The organism is Arthrobacter sp. B0316-1-20, from assembly GCF_059091865.1.
This window is the reverse complement of the sequence record NZ_JBNHHC010000063.1, coordinates 1-16,247: the sequence shown is the minus strand read 5'-3', so window position 1 is coordinate 16,247 and position 16,247 is coordinate 1. Positions and strand designations below refer to the sequence as shown.

The 16,247-nt window shown below is 67.5% G+C and carries 20 protein-coding genes and 1 pseudogene; 11 read left to right on the top strand and 10 right to left on the bottom strand.

Features of this window, described 5'->3' with window-relative positions:
• A partial coding sequence (locus AC5RW2_RS37185) for a GNAT family N-acetyltransferase (protein WP_494075139.1) occupies positions 1 to 280 on the bottom strand: 280 nt, incomplete at its 3' end.
• A gap of 78 nt (positions 281 to 358) precedes the next feature.
• A complete protein-coding gene (locus tag AC5RW2_RS37180) occupies positions 359 to 1,075 on the bottom strand; it encodes a TetR/AcrR family transcriptional regulator (protein ID WP_493986468.1) in 717 nt (238 codons plus the stop codon).
• A 224-nt stretch (positions 1,076 to 1,299) separates the two neighbouring features.
• Here AC5RW2_RS37180 and AC5RW2_RS37175 point away from each other — a divergent pair, with 224 nt between their 5' ends.
• The 5 genes from AC5RW2_RS37175 to AC5RW2_RS37155 all read left to right on the top strand — a co-directional run bounded on the left by AC5RW2_RS37175 (position 1,300) and on the right by AC5RW2_RS37155 (position 4,507).
• On the top strand, positions 1,300 to 1,512 hold the full coding sequence (locus tag AC5RW2_RS37175) for a hypothetical protein (RefSeq protein ID WP_493986467.1): 213 nt from the start codon (positions 1,300 to 1,302) through the stop codon (positions 1,510 to 1,512).
• Between the two features lie 51 nt (positions 1,513 to 1,563).
• The gene (locus AC5RW2_RS37170) at positions 1,564 to 1,791 is read left to right on the top strand and encodes a hypothetical protein (RefSeq protein WP_493986466.1); all 228 of its coding nucleotides are present in this window, start codon (positions 1,564 to 1,566) and stop codon (positions 1,789 to 1,791) included.
• Between the two features lie 430 nt (positions 1,792 to 2,221).
• The gene (locus tag AC5RW2_RS37165; RefSeq protein ID WP_494075138.1) at positions 2,222 to 3,349 is read left to right on the top strand and encodes a hypothetical protein; all 1,128 of its coding nucleotides are present in this window, start codon (positions 2,222 to 2,224) and stop codon (positions 3,347 to 3,349) included.
• 400 nt (positions 3,350 to 3,749) lie between these two features.
• A complete protein-coding gene (locus AC5RW2_RS37160) occupies positions 3,750 to 4,154 on the top strand; it encodes a response regulator (protein ID WP_493986464.1) in 405 nt (134 codons plus the stop codon).
• A gap of 134 nt (positions 4,155 to 4,288) precedes the next feature.
• The gene (locus AC5RW2_RS37155) at positions 4,289 to 4,507 is read left to right on the top strand and encodes a hypothetical protein (protein WP_494075137.1); all 219 of its coding nucleotides are present in this window, start codon (positions 4,289 to 4,291) and stop codon (positions 4,505 to 4,507) included.
• A gap of 64 nt (positions 4,508 to 4,571) precedes the next feature.
• On the opposite strand, the gene AC5RW2_RS37150 is transcribed toward AC5RW2_RS37155, so the two are convergent.
• Both AC5RW2_RS37150 and AC5RW2_RS37145 read right to left on the bottom strand, forming a co-directional pair.
• Positions 4,572 to 5,267: a hypothetical protein gene (locus AC5RW2_RS37150; RefSeq protein WP_494075136.1), complete on the bottom strand. Its 696-nt coding sequence runs from the start codon at positions 5,265 to 5,267 to the stop codon at positions 4,572 to 4,574.
• Between the two features lie 85 nt (positions 5,268 to 5,352).
• A complete protein-coding gene (locus AC5RW2_RS37145; RefSeq protein ID WP_494075135.1) occupies positions 5,353 to 7,773 on the bottom strand; it encodes a multicopper oxidase domain-containing protein in 2,421 nt (806 codons plus the stop codon).
• A 568-nt stretch (positions 7,774 to 8,341) separates the two neighbouring features.
• On the opposite strand from AC5RW2_RS37145, the gene AC5RW2_RS37140 reads away from it, so the two are divergent.
• Positions 8,342 to 9,943, top strand: a complete 1,602-nt coding sequence (locus AC5RW2_RS37140; protein ID WP_494075134.1) for a multicopper oxidase family protein — start codon at positions 8,342 to 8,344, stop codon at positions 9,941 to 9,943.
• Positions 9,944 to 10,278: 335 nt separating this feature from the next.
• Here AC5RW2_RS37140 and AC5RW2_RS37135 read toward each other — a convergent pair whose 3' ends face one another.
• From AC5RW2_RS37135 to AC5RW2_RS37110, 6 genes and pseudogenes are all read right to left on the bottom strand, one after another.
• Positions 10,279 to 10,530, bottom strand: coding sequence for an Lsr2 family DNA-binding protein (locus tag AC5RW2_RS37135; protein ID WP_494075140.1), 252 nt, complete (start codon positions 10,528 to 10,530; stop codon positions 10,279 to 10,281).
• Positions 10,511 to 10,666, bottom strand: a pseudogene (locus tag AC5RW2_RS37130) (Lsr2 dimerization domain-containing protein); the annotation flags it as partial. The gene AC5RW2_RS37135 and the pseudogene AC5RW2_RS37130, both read right to left, overlap by 20 nt.
• A 336-nt stretch (positions 10,667 to 11,002) precedes the next feature.
• Positions 11,003 to 11,161 (bottom strand): ParB family protein, encoded by a 159-nt coding sequence (locus AC5RW2_RS37125; RefSeq protein WP_494075133.1) that lies wholly within the window; start codon positions 11,159 to 11,161, stop codon positions 11,003 to 11,005.
• 99 nt (positions 11,162 to 11,260) lie between these two features.
• Positions 11,261 to 11,668 carry an Asp23/Gls24 family envelope stress response protein gene (locus tag AC5RW2_RS37120; protein ID WP_494075132.1) on the bottom strand — a complete coding sequence of 136 codons (408 nt, stop codon included), beginning with the start codon at positions 11,666 to 11,668 and terminating at the stop codon, positions 11,261 to 11,263.
• Positions 11,661 to 12,038: an Asp23/Gls24 family envelope stress response protein gene (locus tag AC5RW2_RS37115; protein WP_493986551.1), complete on the bottom strand. Its 378-nt coding sequence runs from the start codon at positions 12,036 to 12,038 to the stop codon at positions 11,661 to 11,663. The genes AC5RW2_RS37120 and AC5RW2_RS37115 overlap by 8 nt, the downstream gene beginning before the upstream one ends.
• Before the next feature lie 212 nt (positions 12,039 to 12,250).
• The gene (locus tag AC5RW2_RS37110; RefSeq protein ID WP_493986550.1) at positions 12,251 to 12,856 is read right to left on the bottom strand and encodes an RNA polymerase sigma factor; all 606 of its coding nucleotides are present in this window, start codon (positions 12,854 to 12,856) and stop codon (positions 12,251 to 12,253) included.
• Between the two features lie 187 nt (positions 12,857 to 13,043).
• Between AC5RW2_RS37110 and AC5RW2_RS37105 the strand changes: the two genes are divergently transcribed.
• From AC5RW2_RS37105 to AC5RW2_RS37085, 5 genes are all read left to right on the top strand, one after another.
• Complete coding sequence (locus tag AC5RW2_RS37105) at positions 13,044 to 13,526, top strand: Asp23/Gls24 family envelope stress response protein (protein WP_494075131.1); 483 nt, start codon at positions 13,044 to 13,046, stop codon at positions 13,524 to 13,526.
• Positions 13,527 to 13,596: 70 nt separating this feature from the next.
• Positions 13,597 to 13,779 (top strand): hypothetical protein, encoded by a 183-nt coding sequence (locus tag AC5RW2_RS37100; protein ID WP_493986811.1) that lies wholly within the window; start codon positions 13,597 to 13,599, stop codon positions 13,777 to 13,779.
• A 5-nt stretch (positions 13,780 to 13,784) separates the two neighbouring features.
• Positions 13,785 to 14,207 carry an Asp23/Gls24 family envelope stress response protein gene (locus tag AC5RW2_RS37095; protein ID WP_494075130.1) on the top strand — a complete coding sequence of 141 codons (423 nt, stop codon included), beginning with the start codon at positions 13,785 to 13,787 and terminating at the stop codon, positions 14,205 to 14,207.
• Positions 14,204 to 14,794 carry a DUF6286 domain-containing protein gene (locus AC5RW2_RS37090; protein WP_494075129.1) on the top strand — a complete coding sequence of 197 codons (591 nt, stop codon included), beginning with the start codon at positions 14,204 to 14,206 and terminating at the stop codon, positions 14,792 to 14,794. Before AC5RW2_RS37095 ends, AC5RW2_RS37090 begins: the two co-directional genes overlap by 4 nt.
• Positions 14,795 to 14,854: 60 nt before the next feature.
• Entirely contained in the window at positions 14,855 to 15,790 is a 936-nt protein-coding gene (locus AC5RW2_RS37085) for an Asp23/Gls24 family envelope stress response protein (protein WP_494075128.1), read from the top strand.
• Positions 15,791 to 16,247: the final 457 nt, after the last annotated feature.

The following is a 16,247-nucleotide window of genomic DNA, read 5'->3' as shown; positions in this document are numbered from 1 at the left end:
CGGTTTCCGGGACCAGGTTGAGATAGACCGGGTGGGCGAAGACCTGCCTGCGCGCTTCAATGCAGAACGGCAGGACCGCCAGCCGGCGGCGGTGGGCCTGCGCCAGCGCTTCGCGCACGAGCCGGCCGCCCAGGTCCGGGCCCCGGTACTCGGGGTCCACCACCACGCTTAGCAGCCACAGCCGGCCGTCCTCCACGCGGTAGTGCAGCGATCCGGCCAGGGAGCCGTCAACGTAGGCATCGAACCGGGAAGCGTCATAGTTGTCACGGATAACCTGCATGCTTCTCTCTCCTCACTCGGATCCCGCTTACAACGTAAGCTAAGCATGCTTAGTAAATTAGGGCAAAACCGGCCTCGGTCACGCCTGGCCGGCCAGGGTTTCGAGCCGGTCCAGCAGGTTTTCCAGGGACTCCTCGAATTCCTGTGCGGACCGGTCCTGGGACAGCAGCGGCTGCAGGCTCCCCAGCAGCGGGTACCCGTCCCGATCCGCCTCCTGCGGCGGACGCGGATCGGCATCCTCCGGGCCGACGTCCGCTCCCATCGCGGCCACCTCCAGCAGCAGATGGCCCAGCAGGAAGCTGCTGAAGGCCCGGTACGCAGCCACCGCCGACTCATCGGAGAATCCTGAGGATTTCAGCGCCCGGAGGAAGGATTCGACCCAGCGCAGGCTGCGCAGCGGCGGACGCACCCACGGCGCCTCGGCGGGCCGGGTGGCAATCAGCGGGAAGACCTGCGGATGCGCCAGGGCCAGGCGGCGCAAGCCGTGGGCCAGGCGGATCAGGTAGTCCTGCCAGCCGTGCCGCGGCTCCCCGTACACTTCCGGGTCGCCGTGCAGTTCATCGAGCACCATCTCGACGATCCCGTCCAGCAGATCCTCGCGCGAGGGAACGTAGCGGTAGAGCGACATCGCCTCCACCCCCAGCTCCGTACCCAGCCGGCGCATGGTCAGCCGGCGGACCCCATGCTCTTCGATGAAGTCCGCACCGGCCTGCAGGATGCGCCGCCGCTCCAGCCTGGGCTTATCCGCCCCCGTGCCACCCGCGCCGGTGTTGGACAGTGAATCGGTTCGGGCCATTGTCCACCCCTTTCTGGACCTGCCCTTCCACCCTACGCACCCGGGCCCGGGACAGTCTTCCGGCCCCTCGCAGCAGCGGAGGCCGGCCCGCCGATTTCATTCTGCGGGGCTTACATTGTAAATTTTCATGGCTCACGGTTCTTTCCGGAAAACACCATCCGGAACTCTGACCTGAGCGGCCTGCAGCAGCGCCGGGCCCGGACACGCAGAGCAGGAGCAAGATTGTGAACGACGAACTGAAGCAGGTATGGGTCGCTTCCGCCACAGTGGAAACACTGCAGGTGAAAATGGACCAGGCCGAAACCGCCTTGGCCGAAGCCATCGACGAAGCACTGAAAGCCGGAGAAAACCCGCACACGATCGGCGGAGCAGCCAACCTCACCCCCGCCGAACTCAGTGAACTGGTCCCTGACCTCCCCCAGACAGCAGGGCGGTGACCGGCAGTGCGCATTTCCTCCTTATCCGGCCGCGCCGCTGCCCCTATCCGCATGAACGGCCCCGCCCAGCCCTACTGCTTCACCTGCGGCACGGACGAATTCCTGCTCTTCGAGAGTTTCGCTCCGGCCGCAGACCCCGCCCGCCCGCAGCAGGACTTCGGCCAGGTCAGCTACTCCTGCAGCCGGTGCCGGGAATTCAGCGGCCACCCGGTCCCGGCCACCTGGACCCCGCCTGGATGGCATCCTGCCCCCGGCAACCGCCCCCAACAGCGGCCCTGAAGCCCTTTCCTGCTCCCGGACAGCCGGCCGGCACGGCAAAAACAGTGGGCATGCCGGCACCCCCGGCCCCGGGCGGACAGGCCGCGGGAAGGACCCGACAGGAGGCCGACAAACGCTTCAGCCAACAGTTTCCCCGGCACGAACCGGCCCGGCCCGGCCGGGTACGGGGCAGGCCGGCCGATGGCATCCCACAGATTCACAGAAACACGGAGATACAGGACAGCCGATAACAGCGCATATGTCTCGGGATGAGGCCATGACGGCCCCGCCGTCCCACGACGGCGGAAACACCGATTATGGAGCCGGAACTATTGCCCGGGACCGGGAACGGGCCTAGCATGGATCAACATTGCCGCAGCCTTTGTGCTGCGACATTTTGGGGGACATCTCGGGGGGAGGTGTAATGGCAGGCGGAAACCGGCGTTGGTGCATGGCACCTCTGGTTCGGCGCGTCCTGCTGGCCGGGCTCGCAGTTCTGGCCTGGATGGTCCTTGGCGCCGCCGCCGCCCATGCCCTTACCCCGGCTTTGACCGAGCAGGATCTCACCGGTGCACCCCTGGCCCCAGTCGCCGCCCCCGTGGCGGAAACAACGGTAACTGACCGCGGCGTGGCCGGGGCTGCAGCTGCTGCCGTACCCGCTCCAACGCCCGCCGCACCGCCGGCCACGGCCGCTGGTCCTGCCGCCGCGCCGGTTCCGGATCTCGTCCCGGCGGTCACGGGTGCTGTCCCTGCCTTGGCGGATCCTGCTGTTCAGGCCCTCACACGTGCGGTGCCGGCAGCTGCTGATGCCGTTCAGGCTGTGGCGCCGGTATCCGGCATCGTTGAACCCGTTATTGCACCTGTTGCCCAGGTCGTTGAGCCGGTCCTTGAGGCGGCCGAGCCCGTGCTGGATGTCGCAGAACCGGTACTGGACGCCACAGAGCCGGTAATGGATGCGGGCGAGCCCGTCCTAAACGTGGCCGAACCTGTCCTGGACATGGCGGCCCCGGTCGTGTCACCGGTAACTGCTGTGCAGCCGTCCGTGCCTGGCGCCCCGCTTCCGCCGATACCGGCCGGCACCGAGGGCCCGGATGTTTCCGGCGTTGACGCTCCCGGTCCCGCGCACGCCTCCGGCCCTGCAGACATTTCCCTGCCCGGTGGCGCGCCTGCCGATTCAGCGGCCGTCCCGCCCGTGGCTGAGAACCGGGCCGCTGCGGCCGGACAGGTCCACCATCGGGCCGCTGAAGCCGGCGCCCGTGAAGCTGTCAGCCGGGTACCGGCAACAACTTCAGGAACAGCTGCCGGACCCGCAGCTGCCAGCCCCGAAGCGCCCGTACACGCAGCCGCCCAACCCGGAATTCCTCCCGGTTCCGGCACCCCGTCCGGCCCGTACCCGGCGGTTCCGGCGCCCTCGCCGTCGTTGCCTCCGGCTGCCTCCGCGCAGGGCGGGTCCGGCTCCGTCGCGGCTGATCTGGCGGACCTGCTGTCCCGGCCCGTACCGCAGGGGGCGGCGCTGAGCGACGCCGGTTGGACCCTGCACGCCTGCCTTTCTCCGGAACCGGGTTCCTCGCCCGACTGAGCAGGGCTGCGCTGCCCGGGGCCCGGGCTGCACCCCCAGCTGCCCCTTCCGGCGGACTGCCGGCACTCCTGCCGGCGACCGCCACGTCACGGGCACTGGCTTACAGCCTGCCGCACCCGGATGCCGGCCCTTCCGGCCGGACCCCGGGCAGCGATGAACACCCCCGGCCATCGGCGGTATCCGGCCCCCTTCCGGTACCCGCGCCAAGGACACTGCACGAAGCGGACGGCCCCCCGTGCCGTCCCGCCCGCCGGTGTCCGCACCGCCGGCTTCCGGTGCTGACCCGATGAACCTCTGGCCATCGGCTCCGCCGGATATTCCGGCCCACGCTTCCCCTGCCCGTCCCGGGCAGGCCAGACACCACCCCTGCACCGCAGGTATGCCGAGAAAGGCAACCGCAATGTCACCCACACGGATTCTTATTGTCGATAACCACGCACGGTTCGCACGGCTGCTCATGGGCGCGCTGAACCGGGAACGGGATATCGACTGCATCGGCTACGCCACCGGCGTCGACGCCGCCCTCCGGCTGTGCCGGGAGCTGAAGCCCGACGTCGTCCTGATGGACCACGATCTGGGCGACGGCACCGGACTGGACGCCGCACAGCGCATCCTGGCCCGCACCCCGTTAGCCCGCATCGTGCTGCTCACCGCCCAGCCCTCCGCCACGCTGCGGCAGCAGGGCAGGGCCCTGGGCATCCGCGCGGTCCTGGCCAAGGGCGGATCCCTGACCACCCTGCTGGACGCCCTCCGGCAGGCCGCCCGCCCGGTGCTCCACAGCCGGCGGTCCCCCTCGGCCGCCTAGGGAAGCACTCCCCCCGCGCTCACACCAGAGAACAGAGGAACGGGAACCGCACACGCGGTCAAGCGCCCAAGGGGCCTGCCGCCGCCATGATGATGGTCCTCGATCCCAGACCCCGCGCCTACGGAAGGAATACAGTGACCAACGTCTTCAGCCTCAACCCGCGGATCCGCGACCTGTTCGCCCTGCGCCCCGGCGATCGGATCGAAGCCCGGCGCAACGGTGCCATCCACTATTTCGGCCAAGTCGAACAGGCTTTCCCCGAAGAGGGCACCGTGCTGATCATCGAGGGGGTGGGCGGCCGCCCCAAGCTGCTGCCCAGTGACGAATACGACCTGCACCGCAGTCCCCGCTGACCGGCCGGGCGGGTACTGCCCATGCGGCCGCCCGCCTAGGCAGGGCCGCAGTCCGGAGACCGGTTCAGTGGCCCTGATATCCGGCGGCGGCTGCCTGTCCCTGGCGCAGGGGCGGAATGGCCAGGGCCAGTTGGGTGTTCTGCTGCGGGTCGGTGAAGTCGATGGAGAATTCGGTGGCCTCGGCCGGTGCGAGGTAGCTGATCCAGACCGGTTCGCTGGTGCCGGCCGGGATCAGGCCGGCGCCGCGGCTGGCGTCGCGCGGGGTGACTGTGGGTCCGTTCGCGCCGACCTTCAGCCGCAGCTGGCCGGGTGAGAACAGCCTGGGCGCCCTGCCGGTGTTGGTAACTTCCGCTTCGATGAGGATCACATCGGCCCAGGTCTCGTTCACCGGCCCCCCGGACGGTGCCCCGTGGCCGTGGGCGCCGGCTTGGGGCACCGGACCGGCATTGCTGAGGGCTGCAGCATGGGTGATCCGGCTGAAGTCCGCTGCCCCGGGGGTTCTGCTGAACACGGGGGACCCGGCCGCGGTGAACCGCGGGGAGCGTCCGGCGCGGATGATCCGCACCGCTGCGAAGGACGCCGGTGCCGTCAGGGGTGCGGTGCGTGCTCCGGTGGAGGTCATGGCGTAGGCGGTCGCGGCCGCCAGGGCGGCCGTTCCGGCCGCAACGGTGAAGGTGCGCCGCGTGATCGCGGGGGTTTTCAGTTCCCAGGAGGTCCCCGGTACTGCCCCCGGTGCTGTGCCCGGGTTGTGCACGGTCATTGGATGGTCATCCCCTTTATGGATGTCTGGCCCCCGGCGGGCCGGGCCCCTTCGGCCCGCCCGGGTGGATGGTGGGTTGGTGCTCTTATGCGGCGGTGACGGTAACGGTGCGGGTGGCCCTCACGGCCCGCGGACGCCAGGTCAAAAAGTCCACATGGATCTGGTAGCGGCCCGGGGCCGGCGGGCGGAGCAGGACGTCGTACTTCTCCGCCGCTCCGGAGGCAATGGTGCTGGTCATCAGCCGGTTGCCCGTTGCCCCTACCGGAAGGGCCGGCCCGGCCGGATTGGCGGTATTGCGCAGCGGGCGCCCGTCCTGGGAAATGATCTCGGCCATCGGCACCGGAGCCCCGGCCGCATCGGTAAAGCGGATCAGGGTGGGGAAGTAATCCACATTGAAGAACCGGACCAGCGTGGGGGCGCGGCCGTTGCCTTCCACATTGGCCCGCATTTCGGAGATGCTCCAGACATGCTCACCGGCCGGCCGTTCCGGAATCACGCCGCCGAGCAGGTAGAAATGGTCCGCCTCGAACCGGTTCAGGCCCACGTCCTCACCGGAGAGCCCGGCGGCATGGTTCATCTCGTGCCAGCGGGCGTCCAGGGAGTAGGGCCCGATCAGGGTTTCGGTGGCAATGTCGTATTCGGGCCCGTCCACAAACGACCGCCGGGCCCCGGGAAGCGTCACGTCATCGTGGTTGGGCGGGTCGATGATGATGGGCCCGAACATGCCGTACTGCACGTGCAGCGGGGTGTTGACGTGGCAGTGGTAGAAATAGGTTCCCGCGGTGCCCTCGTTCGGGCTGCCGGCGACGGCGGGCTCGGGCCGCCACTGGTAGGTGTAGTGGCCGGACACCTCGAAGGAGGTGTGGCCGACCCCGTCATTGCGCGGGTCCGGTTCGATCCCGTGCCAGTGGATGGTGTGCACCTTCTTGCTGGGCTTGAGCGTGGCGTGGATGATCTGTCCTTCGGTGGCCCGCATCAGGGTTCCGGGCAGCGCCCGGCCGGCGTCGGCGGCCTCGAAGCTCCACACCTCGTGTTCGGAGCCGTCCGGAAATTCCAGCTTCCGGTTGAAGAAATCAAACTCCAGGGACACATCCGGCCGCTGCGGAAACTCCGTTTCCGGGCTGCCCTCATGCGGCTGGTTGGCCGCGAAGTCCACCTGGCTGGGATAGAGCCCGTGTTCCTCCGGCTCCGGGTGCGCGGCCAGGACCCAGTCCGCGACCAGCCCGCCCGGATACAGGCCCCCGGCGGCCGTCTGGGACGGCTCGGCGTGGCAGTGCATCGGGTACTTCCAGTCCTTCGTCCGCGCCTCCCAGACCGCATCGGTCACTTCCGGCGGACGCCGGCACGGCAGCAGGGCCTCCTTGCGCTCCATCGGATTGACAAAGACCGTATCCTCCCACCGCTGCAGCACCGGCCGGCCGGCGGGATGGACGAATCCGGGCCCGCGCGGGAAGTCGAACCCGTTGGCCCGCACCACCCAGACATGGTTGCCGTGGAAGTGCAGCTGGTGGTCCACGATCCCGGTATTGACCATCCGGATCATCTGCCCGGTACGCACCGTGCCCGGGAACCGGGAGGCACTCAGATCCCGGACATCACCCTGCCGGGGAAAACCGGACGGGAGGGTGTCCTCGTGCCGGCGCTCGTTCAGCTCCTTGTCGGTGCTCACCGCCAGGGACTGGAAACCCGCGTAGTTGTTCAGGGTGAAGTAGCGGACATAGGCCGGTTGGGCGTCCGGGTCCACCGTGCCGCCCCGGGACGCGACCGCGGCCCACTCGGGCACGATATCGTGGCAGATCCACAGCCACTGCCGCTCGAACTCCAGCCGGCCCGGCGCCAGCCGCCACGCATCGGCCGGATCGATCACCACCAGCGCACCGTGCAGCCCCAGCACCCGCTCGACCGGTTCGTTGCCCGGATCCGAAAAAATGTAGGTGCCCGGCTCCGGGGCGTCCAGCACCACCTCCCCGACCGCCCCCGGGGCAATCGGCCCGGTGCCCACGTCCACACCGCGCGGCTCCAGCTCATTGCCGCCGGGACCCACATCATGGAAGACCAGCTGGTGCGGCTGGGCCAGGGTGTTGTGCACCCGCAGCCGGATAGTGGAGCCGGTCTCGGCAATCAGGGTCCGGGGCGGGAAGAAACTGGCCCAGTACGCCCGCCGGACCAGGTAATGGTGCGGATTCTCCGGATCCGGACCCAAAGGCAGGGGCCGCCCGTGCGGCGGCAAAGCCGCCTCCAGCGGATAATGCCGGCTGGCCACGACCTGGCCGGTTGCGGTGAAGACATGCGGGGCCAGCCGCAGCGCCGCCTCCGGGTCATTGGCCGCCGCCGGACGGTCACCGAAACCGCGGTGATAGACCAGGGACCCGTCCACCATCGGCAGGAAACCCTCGTTGATATAGACATCGAGCACACCCGGCGCGGAAGGCACCGCGGCCGCGCGCTGACCTGCCGCCGTCCCGAAACCCAGGAAATTCCGGCGGTCGATACTGCTGTTGGCCATTTGGCCCACCCCGCACTGCGAGAAAAACTTCCGCGCACCCGGTAACGGCACACAACCGATCGGACGGATGAACGGGACGACGCAACCCCAACCAAGGACAACCCAGCCGTGATTCCTTCTTCTTAGCGTCGGAAGTTTAATTCCATCACCCCGGCACCCAGCAGAAAAACACCCACATGGGGGGTCGGCCACCCCCAAATCAGGGGGTGCCCTCCGGATCCCAACCGGCACGCGGACCACAGCCCGGGGATAATTCCGGCGTGTGCCGGCCCACCCCGTCCCCGGACGCCGATAACAGCGCATCTTCCGTTGCCGGTCGGGATCAACCGGTGCCCTGCAGGTCCGCTGCCGTCCCGGCCTGAAGCTGCGGACGGCGGAACCGGCGTCCGGATGCCCGCGGCAGGGGCATGGCGGCGACACGCCGGTACGCAGTGGGATGAAACGATATGTCGTTGCTCCCGCCCAGCGGCGGGAGTACAAGGGACAACGTAGGGGCCAAAACCGGGACTGTGGACGTGACTGGGCCTCACGTTCACCGATTCCCTGATGTGCCCTTAGGGATGATCAAATGTCTGTTACCCGTCGCGACGTGCTCACGTTCGGCGCACTCGGGGCCCTGGGCGCGGCAGGTCTTGCCGTGCCGCTGTCCTCGATCGCCGCGGAATCGGCCAGCGACCTGGCCCCGTCCAAAATGCCCAGGCCGTTCGAGGCCGCGTTCCGGATACCGCCGGTGCTGCAGCCGGTCAAAACCGATACGGACCCGGCGGACGGGCTGCCCGTCAACCACTATGTGATCACCGAACGGGCGGGCCTGGAGAACTTTCTGCCCGGCATGAGCACCACGGTCCTTGGCTACGAGGGGATCTTCCCGGGCCCGACGATCAGCATCGACCGGGGCACGCATGCGGTGGTCACCATGCGCAACCAGCTGCCCTCGACCCACCCGTTCCGCGGCACACCGACGGCCACCTCGACCCACCTGCACGGCATGGCCTCGCTGCCGCAGTTTGACGGCTACGCGTCCGACACCACCCTGCCCGGGTTCCGGAAGGACTACCACTACCCGAACCTGCAGGCGGCCGCCTCATTCTGGTACCACGACCACGGGGTGCACTTCACGGCCCAGAATGTCTATTCCGGGCTGGCCGGCATGTACATCCTGCATGACCCGGCCGAGCGGGAACTGCTGCCCCAGGGCGAATTCGACGTTCCCCTGATCATCAACGACATCATGTTCACCGCCGACGGGCAGGCCGCCTACAACGACCACTCGCACTCGGGCCTGTGGGGCGATGTGATCATGGCCAACGGCCGGCCCTGGCCGCTGATGCAGGTCAAACGCCGCGTCTACCGCTTCCGCTGCCTCAACGCCTCCATCGCCCGCTCCATCCGCCCCACCCTGAGCACCGGCGAACCCCTGGTCATCGTGGCCACCGACAACGGCCTGATGGGCCGGCCCCAGGCGGTGGACTCCTACCGGCACGCCAACTCCGAACGCTACGAGTTCCTCATCGACTTCTCCAAGTACCGGGCCGGCACCCGGGTTGAACTGCGCAACCTGTCGAATCCGCACAACATCGACTACGACCTCACCGACCGGATCATGGCCTTCGACGTCACCGACGAACCCTTCGACACCGCCGACTCCACCAACCGCATCCCCAACCTGCTCGAAGAACACCCCACCATGCGCCTGGAGCCGGAGCAGGCCGTGCGGACCAACCGCCTCCGCCTCGAACGCCAGGACGGTTCCTGGACCATCAACGGGGAAACCTGGCAGGACGTCATCGAGAGCAACTTCCAGCGCGTGGTCGCCACCCCCGACCTGGGCGACACCGAAATATGGGAGATCGAGAACAAGTCCGGCGGCTGGTTCCACCCGGTGCATATCCACCTGGTCGACTTCCGCATCCTGGCCCGCAACGGACAGCCCCCGTTCCCCTGGGAACTCGGGCCCAAGGACGTGGCCTACATCGGCGAAAATGAAACAGTCCGCCTGATCACCCACTACGCGAAAAACCGCGGCCGCTACATGGTGCACTGCCATAACCTGCCCCATGAGGACCACGACATGATGGTCCAGTTCCGGGTCGGCCTCAAGGACGGCGATCCGGACCCCAACGACCCCATTAAGGCCGCACCCCCGGTCTTCGACACCCCCGCCTCCTAGACCGGCGGCTGTTCCGGAACAGCCGCTGCGGCCAACGCATGCTGCCCGGTCGGCTGCTTCCGTACCGGAACCCAACGCTGCCGCGGTTCCCTTGCCTAGTCCTGGGCCCGCACGGAATACGGACCCTGGATCAACCAGGGCTGGAACTGGGTGGTGCACGAACGCAGCCGCCCGCCTGCCCTCCGACGCCGCAGTGCACAGGCTTGTCACGGTCGCCGTGATCGGATTACGCGCCCGAGCATAAGTCCAAGGAGGCTCTATCCCCGAAGCTGCCTCACGCCATCCCAAATGCCGATAACAGCGCATACGATGTCCGTCCCGCGGAACAAGACGGTTCACGCTGGAGGGCGGGAACCGTGCTCCGGGATCCGGCTCGGTCCGTGCTGTTGCTGGGTCTGTTCAGGCGGCAGCCGTTTGATAGTACGCCTGGGTAACCTGGCCGGAATGGGACCGGTGGCGGAAATACTGTAGCCGTTGGCCTGCGCCCACTGGCGGACTGCCCGGACCCTTGGGACCAGTCCTCCTGGTACCGGTCCTCCTGTTTCGGGGAGTCTGCGTCCTGCGGCCGGCCCGGACGTAGGGGGCAAAGGCCTCGCGCAGGGCCGCCTCTTCGCCGGTCAGGTCGATGTCGTAGCGGATGCCGTCAACACTGAAGCGGACCGACCGGCCGGCCGGGCAGGCGCTGAGGTCGGAGACGAGTTCAATCTGAACCCTGCGGGCCATGGGCAGTGACTCCTGATGAAAAAGAAGAAGGACATAAAACAGGGGATCAGGCTGCTGTTGGCCTGATCCCCCGCGGTTCGGGCAGGAACCCATCGACCAAGAGTTTATCCCGCCTCCGGCCCCTCACCAGACAGATCGGTCCACCCCGGCCGGGAGTCTGCGGAACCGGTGGGGGTGCGGGTTTGTCCAGTTGCTGGAGACCGAACGTCCGGTTAAATTCGGTGGGTCATCTGGGCTTCCCCCAAGGTTCAGATGGAGCGATGCACGGGCCCCTTGCCCTCCTGAGTGGAGGACAAGGGGCCCGTTTGCTGTTGCCTGCTTGAACCGGCCGTCTGTTCAGTGCTGGTGTTCGGTGCGGTGCTGTTCCCCGGGAAGGCTGCGCCGTCCGGTACGTAGTGCCCTGGCGGCCACGGGGTCCCATTTTTTGCCGCCGTTGTATTTGCGCTGCAGCCGGCGCACCTCCCGCAGCACGGCCGCCTCGATCAGGTCGGTCACGGCGGCCTAGCCTTCCGTGCCGCCGGCGGCCAGGAACGCGGCGCGGATCTGATCGGCATCCTCGATACGGAAGTAGGGGCGAAGGCGGGGCCTCGCGGATCAGGCTCCAGGATGAACCTGAGGTCTTGGTGCGGTGGCCGGTTCGATGGCCAGGAGGGTCACGTTGATGTTGCCGGCGGTGAGGCCGGTGCGGCTGATTCCTTCATGGACCGCGGTTTGGAGGCTGTGGGCGACGTCGAGGGCCGGGTGGGCCATGTCGGTGGCGATGTCGATGTCGGCGTACACGATCCCGTCCCGGATGATCACCGAGATGCCGTCCGGGCGTGGGTCACCGGAGGTTTTCTCACCCGGATGCAGGCTGTCCACGGTTGCCCCGCCCAGGCCCCTGAGGGCGTTTTTCAGGGTAGGTTCGAGGCGGATGACCCCGGGGGTTTCACGGGCGGTGCGGGCGATGATCCGGGCGAGGACCCCGGCGGTGATGAGGCGACCCTCGACGGGTTCAGACATCGTGCAGGTCCTCTACCAGCACGTCGATGGTCCGGGCCCGCACGCCCACGTGTTTGGCCAGGGCGCTGGTCACCCGTTCGCGGAGCACAGCAGCTGCCTCGGGTATGGGGGTGCCTGTCGCGACGGAAATCCGCACGTTCACAGCGACGTCGAGCGGATCGGGGTCCGGTTCCGGCACCCCGGTGACCAGTGGGCCGGGAGACTGGAAAAGTTCGATGTGGCAGCGCCGTGCGTTGACGCCGGGGATCCCGGCGGCAGCCCATCGGATGAGAGAAGCAATGGCCTGTTCACTGATGGCAATGTCCCCGAGGCTGTCTCGGCGGACGGGCAGGCGGCTGCCGCGGCGGACTTCGGCCCTAACGAGGGTCATGATGGTCTCCTTTACCCTGGTGCGGGGACGGAGCGCAGGATCCGTAGTGTCGTTATGCCGCAGGCTCCGGGTGGCTTCGGCCAGACTGCGCAGGCTCGCCCGAGCTGTTTGACATTGCCGGCAGCTGCGCTCATGGGCATTCGGGGGGCGGTCGACGGTCCGCCAAACCTCGTCGATGGGTCGTCCGCAGCCCAGGCGGGGGATCTGATCATCTAGCGCCATGGGTTCATCCTCTCCGCCAGGTGCTGGCGTGCCCTGGCCAGCCGGCCCCGGACGGTGGTTTCGGTGATTTTAAGAATGGCCGCAATTTCGGTATAGCTGTGCCCGTGCATTTCGCGCAGCAGCCACGTGGCTCTCAGATTAGGGGACAACGTTTCCAGAGCGGATGCAAGGTCATGCAGCTGGGCGGACATCTCGGCTTCGTACCCTGGGTCCCCTCTGAGAGTGCGGCTGCCTGGCCGGGCGTCGGCACAGCGTTGAAGTTCCCCGGCTTCCGTGGGTTCCTCGGGGTGGGTGGACCGTTTGCGCAGAATATCCAGGCACTGGTTCGTGGCCACTTGGTACAGCCACCCGCTGAAAGCGCCGGGGCTGGCCAGCAGCGGGAGTTTGCGCCACATCGCCACCAGGGTCTCCTGCACCACGTCTTCGGCCTGGGCACGGTCGCCGAGCAGCCGGCAGGCCAGCCGGAACAGTCTGTGCTGGTAGGCGTCGACAAGGTATTCGAAGGCTTCGGTGTCCCCGTCCTGTGCACGGGCGATGATGGTGCCTTCATCCAGGCCGTCAAGAGTGGTCCGGGCATGTTCCCTGTAGGGGTCCATATGCTTCCTCACAGAACTGCTGCCCGTCCGTGGGCATGCTCGCTACCCCTGACGGTAACAAGCGGAGCCCCAGGTCCGCAGCAGGGCCGAAGAAAAGAAAGTTCCGGTATTTCCGTGAGCTACAGGGGCGCAGCACGTCTCTAGTGGTGTCCGCAGCATAATGCCACTACCCCCGGAGATGGTCCTGATGGCAGATACCCAAGACCCTTCCAGTGTCCTGGCCACCCCTGAAGAGGGCCAGCGCAATGATTCCGACAAGCAGCTTCAGAAAACCGGGCCGCTGCACACGGACTTCGGTGATACCACCATCGCTGAAACCGTGGTGCAGAAAATAGCAGGAATAGCCACCCGCGAGGTGCCGGGAGTCTACGCCATGGGCACCGCGGCACGCCGGGCCTTCAGCCACCTGACCGAACGCATCCCCGGTGCGCAGACCAACGTCAGCGGCGGCGTGAGCGTGGAGAAGGGCGAGCGTCAGGCGGCGATTGATCTGAGCATCATTGTGGAGTACGGCGTCTCCATCGTGGACGTCAGCCGCTCCATCCGCCGCAACGTCATCCAGTCGGTGGAAAACGCCACCGGCCTTGAGGTGCTCGAGGTGAACATCCACGTCACCGATGTCCACCTTCCCGAGGAAGACCAGGAAGAGAAGTCCACCGAGCTGGCCTGAGCGGCCCATCACCTGTAGTCCGTCCTCACCCTGGCTGCAGGGTCAGGACCGGCCATGAAAGGGGACCCCGATGTCACCGACGCACATCAGTCTGGCCGTCGCTCTCACTCTGGGTATTGTTCTGGCGTTTGGCGGGTTCACCGCGTTCGCGGTGGTGGCACTGTTCGGTGTTATCGGCTTCATTATCGGCCGTGTCCTGGAAGGCAAACTGGACCTGCAGGCCATGCTCGGCAGAGCCTCCGAGCGGCGGTGAGAACAATGTCCGGGAACACCCTCACCCGTTCTCCCGGACCCGGCGGGAGTCCGGGTCCGCCCGATGATCCCGGCTCCCGCGGCGCACTGGTGCTCCATGAAAAGGTCGTCAAGAAAATTGCCGCTCAGGCGGCCGGGGAGGCCAGCGTCACCGGAGGCTCCTCGGGAGGATTCCTCGGCATCGGCTCCCGCCCCGATTTTTCGGCCCGCCCCCGCGCGGAGGTGGAACTCTCCGGCAACATCGCAACCCTGTCGGTAACCGTGGGGCTGCGCTATCCGGTGCCGCTGCGGCAGGCCACCGAAGAGCTGCGCCAGCGGATCATGGACCGCGTCACAGCCCTGACCGGGCTCGACGTGCGCCAGGTCGACATCACCGTCTCCTGGCTCACCGCCTCCGAGGACGGCAGCGGGCCCAGGAGGCTGTTATGAGCAGGACCGACGCCCGGTCCACGCCCCTGCGCCACCGGCCCAGCCGCGCCATCCCGGCTCTCATCATCGGACTGCTGATGCTGGGGGCGGGCATCACCCTGACCTGGCTCTCGATCGCTCGCCTGGCCGAGGGCATGTGGCCCCCGTTCCTGGCCGGCCTGCGGGACTGGGCGGCCGCCCTGAGATGGAATGATCCTGCGGTGTGGGTCAGCGGCACGGTGCTGCTGCTGGCCGGACTCACACTGCTGCTGCTGGCCCTGCTGCCCGGCAGCTTCAACGCCGTCGGGCTCCGGAGCGCCGCTCCGGACACCGCCGCTCCGGCTCAGCCGCCCCCCAGCCGCGAGATCGTCATGACCCGCAGCGCGGTCGCCCGCCTGGCCTGCGCGCACTGTGCCCATATCGACGGCGTCGGCACCGCCTCCGCCACCGTCACCGGGCGCAGGGTCCACCTCACCATAAACACCCCCCTGCACGAAACCGATGAACTGCGCACCAGGGTCATCACCAAAGTACAGGAACGGCTTGAATCCACAGGCCTGGAACCGATGCCACGGGTCAGCGCGGCAGTCCGCTCCAGGAAAACCTGACATGGCTGCCGCCCTCCCCGCACCGTGGAAAGCCCTCCCCGCACCGCGGAAAGAAGGATCATGATGCGCCAGACCGCCGGAGTCCTCAACCGCACCTGGCTGCTCATCCTTGGCCTGCTCAGCCTGCTCGCCGGCGCCCTGCTCCTGCTGCTCGCCAGCGGGCAGCTCGCCGGAATCCTCAACGCCCCCGGCCTGCTGCCGGCCTCACCGGACGAGCCGGTGATCACCGGTGACCTCCGGTCCATCTTCGACCCGCCGTATATTGCCGCGATCACCCTGGTGCTCGGCATAGTCACCGGGCTTCTCGGGCTGCTGTGGATCATCGCCCAGATCCCCCGCAAAAACGAGGCACGCCCGTACCGGCTGCACGATGACCCCGCCCGCGGCTACACGCTCTGCGACCCCGGCGTCCTCGCCACGGCGCTGGAACACCAGATTAATGCCCTGCCCGGCGTCACCGGCTCCTCGGCCCTGCTGCGCGGAACCGCGAACCGGCCCGAACTCACCGCCAGGGTCACCGTCAACAACCGCGCCGACATCCAGGACATCATCGACCGCATCCAAAACTCAACCGTCCGGGACCTCACCACCACCCTGGAAGCACCACTGCAGCACCTCGCTCTGCGGATCGAGGTCAGTTCCCACGGCAAAACCGCCAGGGAAAGCCAAACCGCAGTACGATCCCCGATGCATGACCGATACGCTCGCCCCGACCTTACAGGAGTCATCATGACAACACCCCGCAACGAGCACACCCCACACCACCGCCTGGCCGAGACCAAGGCCGCGCTGAAGACCACCGAACTCATCGTTTACCTCGCCGCGGTCCTGGGCACGATCATCACCGCGATAGTGGTGGGCGAGAACGGCGACGAGAATGCCGGCGATCCGTTCGACGCCAACCAGGCGATGCAGTACATCACCTGGCTGACCATCGGCTACATGATCGCCCGCGGCCTGGCCAAATCCGGCAGCCGGCACGAGTCCGACACCTAACCACGGCATCCGGGCCCGTTCCTGACCGGCCGGTCCCGAGGACGGGCGGAGGATCACGACGGACGGCGGCGGCATACCTGAAAAACGGGAAGCCGCCGCCGTCCAATGCACGTCCCGGTAATCACCATGAATCCGCACGCACTGCCGGCCAGGATCAGCCGTAGCATGCAGGCCGCCGGGATCAAGCAGTGGATCCGGCGGCCTGGCCGTTTAAGAAGTGCCGGCAGATCTTTGGAAGGCCTGCCGGAAAGCCGCAGAACCATCCCCGCGTGCAGACGCTGCGTGATGCCGCAAACCATCGGGGACCCGGTCCGGAGCACCCTGTCGTTACACAACGGCGATTGGCTTTAGCGCCGATAACAGCGCATATGTCACCGCTGCACAGGCAGTTCCGCGAGGCTGAACGACACGCATCATAGCCGGACCCCTCCGGTCCGTGGGGGATCGGCCCGTGTCC